This is a genomic window from Methylobacterium amylolyticum, assembly GCF_030700245.1.
Lineage (GTDB): Bacteria > Pseudomonadota > Alphaproteobacteria > Rhizobiales > Beijerinckiaceae > Methylobacterium.
Window position 1 is genome coordinate 1 of record NZ_JAUYZI010000105.1, and the last position, 6,801, is coordinate 6,801.

At 65.2% G+C, this 6,801-nt stretch carries 9 protein-coding genes and 1 pseudogene; 6 read left to right on the forward strand and 4 right to left on the reverse strand.

Annotation, left to right across the window (positions count from 1 at the left end; genetic code table 11):
- Both Q8W71_RS32035 and Q8W71_RS32040 read left to right on the forward strand, forming a co-directional pair.
- On the forward strand, positions 1–241 hold a 241-nt coding region (locus tag Q8W71_RS32035; protein WP_305529380.1), incomplete at its 5' end, for a transposase domain-containing protein.
- 28 nt (positions 242–269) lie between these two features.
- Positions 270–473: pseudogene (locus tag Q8W71_RS32040) on the forward strand (transposase); the annotation flags it as partial.
- 309 nt (positions 474–782) lie between these two features.
- On the opposite strand, the gene Q8W71_RS32045 reads toward Q8W71_RS32040, so the two are convergent.
- The gene (locus Q8W71_RS32045) at positions 783–1,172 is read right to left on the reverse strand and encodes a type II toxin-antitoxin system VapC family toxin (RefSeq protein WP_305529381.1); all 390 of its coding nucleotides are present in this window, start codon (positions 1,170–1,172) and stop codon (positions 783–785) included.
- Positions 1,173–1,662: 490 nt separating this feature from the next.
- Between Q8W71_RS32045 and Q8W71_RS32050 the strand changes: the two genes are divergently transcribed.
- Complete coding sequence (locus tag Q8W71_RS32050) at positions 1,663–2,724, forward strand: tyrosine-type recombinase/integrase (RefSeq protein WP_305529382.1); 1,062 nt, start codon at positions 1,663–1,665, stop codon at positions 2,722–2,724.
- 263 nt (positions 2,725–2,987) lie between these two features.
- On the opposite strand, the gene Q8W71_RS32055 is transcribed toward Q8W71_RS32050, so the two are convergent.
- Positions 2,988–3,164, reverse strand: a complete 177-nt coding sequence (locus Q8W71_RS32055) for a hypothetical protein (RefSeq protein WP_305529383.1) — start codon at positions 3,162–3,164, stop codon at positions 2,988–2,990.
- Positions 3,165–3,320: 156 nt separating this feature from the next.
- Here Q8W71_RS32055 and Q8W71_RS32060 point away from each other — a divergent pair, with 156 nt between their 5' ends.
- Entirely contained in the window at positions 3,321–3,491 is a 171-nt protein-coding gene (locus Q8W71_RS32060; RefSeq protein ID WP_305529384.1) for a hypothetical protein, read from the forward strand.
- Between the two features lie 72 nt (positions 3,492–3,563).
- Positions 3,564–3,746 carry a hypothetical protein gene (locus tag Q8W71_RS32065; RefSeq protein ID WP_305529385.1) on the forward strand — a complete coding sequence of 61 codons (183 nt, stop codon included), beginning with the start codon at positions 3,564–3,566 and terminating at the stop codon, positions 3,744–3,746.
- A gap of 66 nt (positions 3,747–3,812) precedes the next feature.
- Here the strand turns inward: Q8W71_RS32065 and Q8W71_RS32070 are convergent, their stop codons facing one another.
- On the reverse strand, positions 3,813–4,349 hold the full coding sequence (locus tag Q8W71_RS32070; protein WP_305529386.1) for a Ros/MucR family transcriptional regulator: 537 nt from the start codon (positions 4,347–4,349) through the stop codon (positions 3,813–3,815).
- Between the two features lie 418 nt (positions 4,350–4,767).
- Here Q8W71_RS32070 and Q8W71_RS32075 point away from each other — a divergent pair, with 418 nt between their 5' ends.
- The gene (locus Q8W71_RS32075; protein ID WP_305529387.1) at positions 4,768–4,896 is read left to right on the forward strand and encodes a hypothetical protein; all 129 of its coding nucleotides are present in this window, start codon (positions 4,768–4,770) and stop codon (positions 4,894–4,896) included.
- A gap of 89 nt (positions 4,897–4,985) precedes the next feature.
- On the opposite strand, the gene Q8W71_RS32080 is transcribed toward Q8W71_RS32075, so the two are convergent.
- Entirely contained in the window at positions 4,986–5,678 is a 693-nt protein-coding gene (locus Q8W71_RS32080; RefSeq protein WP_305529388.1) for a hypothetical protein, read from the reverse strand.
- Between the last annotated feature and the right edge of the window lie 1,123 nt (positions 5,679–6,801).

The following is a 6,801-nucleotide window of genomic DNA, read 5'->3' on the forward strand; positions in this document are numbered from 1 at the left end:
GCAGAATGACCGTGAGATGGCGGTGGGGCGCAAGAACTACCTGTTCGCCGGCTCGGAGCGCGGTGCCGAGCGCGCTGCCGCCTTCTACACCCTGATCGAGAGCGCCAAGCTGAACGGGCTCGACAGCGAGGCGTACCTGCGCGACGTGCTCACCCGCATCGCCGACCATCCGGCAAAGCGGCTGGCCGACCTGCTCCCCTGGAACTGGACGCCGGCCTCGCCCGTCGCTCACGCTGCCTGACCGGAAGGCCCGCCGCCGAGCGCTTACGGAGCGCCTGAACGGCGAGATCAAGCGTCGCGCCGAGGTGGTGGGCATCTTCCCCAACGAGGACGCCATCACCCGCCTCATCGGGGCGATCCTGCTCGAACAGAACGACGAGTAGGTCGTCCAGCGCTCGCGCTACATCACGCTGGAAAGCATCGCCCCGATCGGCGATGATCCCCTCGTCAGCCTGCCGACCCTGGCAGCCTGATCGTGTCCCGGCCCCGGCTGGTGATCGTGGTGGCCACGCCGCGGCTACACCACGCCAGGGGACACGACCGCGAACGGCTTCGTGCGCGCTTGGTGGAAGAGGTCGCCGATCTGCGCACCCGCTGCGTCCGCGGTGTCGGCGTTGATCGTGTCGAACTCGAAGGAGGCACGCCGATATCGGCTGAGGCTCAGGACATCGACGCTGGTCGCAAGGGTGTAGAGCCGTCGGTACGGAAACTCCTGGAGCTCGGCGGGCAGATTTAGATAGAAATAGAAGACAGGTCTCTTCGAAAGATCAGGTTGTCAAAAATCAGCGTATGATCTCGATTTTCGCCTCGATCGCGCGTTGCAGGCCTTTCCATGCTCGATCCGAAGTCATAGCGGGCGCATCCTGGATCTTCGCAGCGGCAAGGCAGGCGCGGTCGCCGAGCGAGAGGCCGGCATCTCGGGTGCGCGTGCGCAGCTTGGCCGTCTGCGCAGCCTGATCGAGGTCGAACGACAACACCGTAAGCTGCAGGCCGGCAATCACGTCATCGACCGTCTCCTCCGGCATGCCGAGATCGAAGAGCTTCGTCATGACCTCGGCCACGTTTACAGTCGAGACCATAGCGCCTGGCAGGTGGAGCGCGACGCGTTCCGCACCCGGCTCCTCGAAAATGACAGCTAGGATTGCCGAAGCGTCGAGTACGACATCAGCCACGATCGACTCCTCCGACCCGTTCGCCTTGATAGGCAACTTCCTCCCGACGATCCGACAGCAGCTCGTCGACCACCGAGCGGCCCTCAGGCTTGAATGGGGCTGCCAATGCACGAATGCGCCTCAGGGCATGGTCTGCGGTAGTGAGCATGACCCCGTTCTCATTCTGTGTGAGGATTATGCGGCCGGGGCCGTTCAAGCCCAAGGCTCGCCGAACGTCCGCAGGCAGGTTCATGCGACCATTCTCGGCTACTTGAACCAAGCGCTGATGAGGCTTTGCCATATCTCTCTCTACCAAACCCCGATTTTAGGAGAATTAGCGCTTTGCTCCCCGAGAAGTCCATAGGGCTTGAAAGCGGGCATGGCCGCGCGACATGCGGTCCAAATCGGTATGCCCTTCCCGCGCGGCCACGCTTTTTAGATTGGCCCCGATAATGCAGTTTATCGTCGAAAATGTGTGGATCGTAAGGATCTGAACGGCTAAGCTCCACACATGGAGCTTGACGCCGCCGATCCGACCTCCGAGCCGCGCCGCGGCGTGTTCGCTCCGCCGGTTCCGTTCGCCGACGCGTTGCCGCCCGGCCTCGACCTTCTCGTCGAGCGCTTGGAAGAGCACGCCCGCGCCGCACGCGGCGCCTTCGCCGACAACACCGTCCGCGCGCTCGCCGCCGACAGCCGGATCTTCGCCGCATGGTGTGGGCAAGCGGGGAGGGCGATGCTGCCGGCGACCCCCGAGACGATCGCGGCCTTCATCGACGCGCAAGCCGCGCTGAAATCCCGCGCCACGGTCGAGCGCTACCGTTCCTCGATCGCGGCGCTGCACCGCGCCGCCGGCCTGCAAAACCCCTGCGCCGATGAGATCGTCCGGCTGGCGGTGAAGCGGATGAACCGGGCCAAGGGCCGGCGGCAGAAGCAGGCCGAGCCGCTCAACCGGGGCAGCATCGAGCGCATGCTGGAGGTGAAGACGCCCGGGCGGCTGCACCGGCGTGTGATGGAAGCCAACCGTGAGACACCGCTGATCGCGCTGCGCAACGCGGCGCTGGTTGCGGTCGCCTACGACACGCTGCTGCGCCGCTCCGAACTCGTCTCATTATATATAGGGGATCTGCAGGAGGGCGCAGACGGCTCGGGCACGGTGCTGGTGCGGCGCTCGAAGGCCGACCAGGAAGGGGAGGGGGCGATCAAGTATCTCGCCCCCGACACCATGGCGCACATCGGGGCGTGGATCGCGGCCGCGCAGTTGGAGAGCGGGCCGCTGTTCCGGCCGCTGAGCAAGGGCGGGCAGGTCGGCGCATCCGCGCTCGGGGGAGGGGAGGTGGCGCGGGTGTTCCGCGATCTTGCCATGGCCGCCGGGCTGAAACTGGCGCGCCTGCCGTCGGGGCACTCGACCCGGGTCGGGGCGACGCAGGACATGTTCGCGGCAGGCTTCGAACTGCTCGAGGTGATGCAGGCCGGATCGTGGAAGACCCCGGCGATGCCGGCCCGCTATGGTGAGCGACTGCGCGCCCAACGCGGTGCCGCTCGGAAGCTGGCAACACTCCAAAATCGAGCCTAGCAAGAACAGAGGAATCATAATCCTTGTGTCGGGGGTTCAAATCCCTCCCTCGCCACCATGGTTTAAGCCCGCCTAGTCAACGACTTAGCGGGCTATTTGCTGTCCGAAACGTGTTCCGGGAGGCTCGCAACATGCTGCAACACGGGCCTTGAAAATACGAAGGGTTACGACCCGAGCCGATCCGGCCGCGGCGGTTTCACGCAACACGGGCGCAACACGAAGTCACCTCCCCTCTTGGCGCTCCGAGGGGCACGGGGGAGCGGTCAGATCACCTTCGACCACACCCAGAAGCCGGCCGCCATAAGGAGCAGCCACCCGGACACGCGGGCGAGCCCAGCGGCCGGTTGCGCCTCCTCGTGCCGGCCGTGGGCGGCCTCCGCCAGGATGGCCGACCACATCGCCGTCTCGACGCTCAGGATGCCGGCCAGCCATGGGGACATCGGCGCGCTCCTCAAAGGGTAGTCTTCTATTGGTCCGGCCCCACCGAAGCCGTCGAAATGCCGCGGGGCACCCGCCACGGTTCCGCCTGTTGGGGTTGAGGTAGCACGTCACCGAACGCATTGTGCGACGCGGTGGGTTCCCTGGGCAGGCGTACGATGTTCACCAGCGACCTGGTTCCGGGCGGCCTGTTCCTCGCCGGCATCGTGCTCTCGATCGCTGCCGATGCCCGCCTACGCCGGTCTGCAGGGGGATGCTGGAGAACCGGCTGCCTGACCGCTGCTGGCGCCGCCCTCGTCTTCTGCGCGTGCGCCGTCGCGATCCGCTAAGCAGTGCGCCTCGCCCATGACTTCCGATCGCCCCGCGCTATCTCCCGTAGAGGTCCGAGAGCAGGCAACATCATGAGTTCGGCGGGCGTCCTGATGGTGGGTTGCGGGCTCGTGCTGGCCGGCATGGCCGCTGAGGGTTTGGTGGCGCGCCGCTGGCTGAACATCGCCGGCCCAGCGCCCCTGGATACCGTCGCAGTCCTGGCTTTCGCCCTGCCGGCCGTGGGGCTCGCGCTGATGGCGGCGCTCGCGGCCTGATATGGCTGCTGGGCTGCGCAGGGCCGGACGTGGCCCTGACGGCCACGCCGGACCCAGCAGAGCAGGCTACTCAGCCGCTTCGGCCCGCGCCGCCTTCTTCGGCTTCCGGGCCCTGGCGGGCTTGGGAGCCACATCAGCGGCCTTCGTATCCTCCGCGCTGGTCTCGGCAGCTTTCGGGGACGCGTTCTTCCGCGGCCGGCCCAGGCCGAGGTTCCGCGCCAGAGCCGAGCGGGCCTCCGAGTAGCCCGCGGCGACCGAGGGGTAGTCCGTCGGCAGGCCGTACCGGCTCCGGTACTCCTCGATCGTCAGGCCATGCCCGGTGAGGTGCCGCTTCAGCGTCTTGTAGGGCTTGCCGTCGATGAAGCTGATCAGCGCGTCCGGCGTGATCGACTTGCGGATCTGGGCGGGCGTCGGCTTGTCGATCTGCGGCGCGGCGCTGGCACCCTGATCGAGGCCCTTCAACGCAGCGTGCGTTGAGGCAATGAGCGCGGTCAGTTCGGCCACCGGAACCGAGTTGTTGGCCACGTAGGCTGCGACGAGATCCGCAGTCAGATCTACGGTTCGATCGTCCACAATCGGTTCGACCGTCGAGTTTTCGGCCATAGCTCGCTCCTCTGTTCTGAAGCGACCATGAGAGCGACAGCGAGGAATGCTTCGTCAAGAGGCAGATGCTCAAGTGTTGCAGAAATTCGGCTGTTTTCCTGTGCCTATGTGAGTGGGATGGCTCCAGAAGCCGCACAGGAGCAACATTCTTCGGTCAGTGACTTTCTGGCCGATGCGGAGATGGGCGGATGGTCGGGCAAGCTACTGCGGGTGCGACGCCAGTTCCCGACCGCCGGCCGGTCGAGCTGCCCGATGGCGGAGCGGCGTGGCGCGCGCTGTACGAGGGGCCGCCGCTCGATGCGGAGCTGGTCGAGGACGAGGACCTACCGATGGTCCCCGGCTATCCACTGCCGTGTGCGACTGCCCCGGAACGCTGATCTCGGGATTGCCATTGCCGCCTCAGATCACGGAGGCGACGATGACCGAGAAGAAGGGCCACGGCAGCACGACCGCGAAGAAGGCGAATGCCAAGGCGAGTAAGCCCAACCCGCGCAAGTCGTCATCGGCCCAGGCCGAACTGGGCAAGAAGGGCGGCAAGAGCAAATAGCAGCGCCGGAGCGAAGGGCCCTGGTCCGCTCGGGCGGCTGTGGTCCCCGATTGGGGTCCAGAGGTGCGTAACTTACGAAAGCTATAGCATCATCCAGCGCGGTGAACGCCTCGAAACTTTCCAAGAGAAGTGAAGAATGTGCTCTTCCGAAGCATTTTCTCCAAGAATGCCGGCTGATAACAGCCCTGCTCCTGATTAAACATCTTCCCGGCGTCTTGCACGGGGAACACGTTCTGCGAGATGGCACTGGCTTGCCGGATCTGTGCTATTGCAGCTTGATAGCACAGCACAACGTGGCCAGAGCAGAAGTATGCAGCACCCTTACCGCTCATCAATCTGTCTAGTTGTAGATCCGTGTTCAGAACCTTGTTTCCAATGAGTTTTCTCGACAAAATGGATCCGACCGACCCTTTCATGTCGTAGCTGACTTTCATTCCGCCACCCTGCACGCCGGCGTACATCATCTTGGCGGTTTCCGCAGCCCCAGCCGCAACTTCCGCATCTATGCAGCGGAACACCTCATAATTCACGCCAGAATTTTTTGTCAGAAGGTTGTTTTCGTTAAGCCCGGAACCGCTCATCTCGATGATGGTGGTCGCCGAAGACATGATACCAGCGTGCGTGAATTTTGAGGATCCGCGACCGAACAACTGTCCGAGCTGAATGACATTGCTGACAGCGCCACCATCGTTGTATTTTATCATGATGTCGCCAGCTCTTAGCTGGGAATGTATGGCATTCGATCGGGTTCTGCTCGCGCCAATGACAATACCGCCAGCCATTATTTTCCTCCAATCCTCGCTGCGACTGCATTTTTAGCAGCCTGCATTCGAGGCGATGTTAGTATAGCCCGGCGAGAAGATGCGATGCGTTGAGCGATGTTAATCGATTTACGAGCAATTAGCGGTCTTGGAGCGGAGTCGAATTAGCTCGGCGGTATGCGCTGGATCGCCTGGTTGGTCCGTGGATACCTCCCGCTCCGCTGCGATTTTCTGCGCCCCACCCTTTGCAGAGGCGGCATATTGGGTTTCGCGCACGCCTTAACGAGCCGCCCAATACCCAAAACCGCCGCTCACGTCACCCTAGTAGACACTGCGCGCGCTATCCGGGCGATCCGCGCGGCTGGCGTCTCGCACGTGCGGGTGCGGCGTAGACGGCTTTCCGGGTAAGACGCAGGTCTGCGACCGGGGCTGGGCGTTCCCCACCGGAACGCCCAGTGCTGCCGTCCCGAGGACCAGTGGCCCCGCCCCTGCGCCGTGTCGTACTCGTCCGCTAACCGGCGCTTTGCCCGGGCCGCAGTCTCAGCGGCATACCGGCCATGCCGCTGCTCATGCCACCCGGGATCCGGCCCGCGCCGTCGCGTCGGCGAAAGTCCGGGACATCAGGTGGCGCCCCTTCGCGTCATAGATCTGCGGGACCGACCGAGATCGAGGCGGAGCGATCGTCGGCGTGGCGCCCGGCGTGCCCGTGCTGCGGCGGGCGCATGATCATCATCGCGGCCATCCCGAGCCCGGCTCAGCCGCGCGTACCACCCACCGCGCCGCGCCCCTCCGCGATGAGGGCGTTGTGACCCGGCCCGTTCCAGTCCAGCCCCGCGTCGAAGCCGTGTCGCTTCGGCCAGCGAGCCGCCGCGTGCCCAACCCGGCCGCAACCATCGCCGTCGTGCCGATCGTCGCCCCACCGGCCCGCCGCCGCTGCGCCACGCCCCCGCAGGTGCGTCTAAACCCGCGTGTTGGCCGCCCCACCCCGCCCCCCAAGGGCAGGTCCGTGCCACCGGCTGACCCCGCGCTCAGCCCGCAGATCTTCCAATCCCCATAGACGGTGCGCTCGCACCACCGCGGGTTCGTGCTGGGGCGGTTTGCGGACGCCGGCGCTCAGCCCAGCCGCATGACCTGCGCCGGCCGG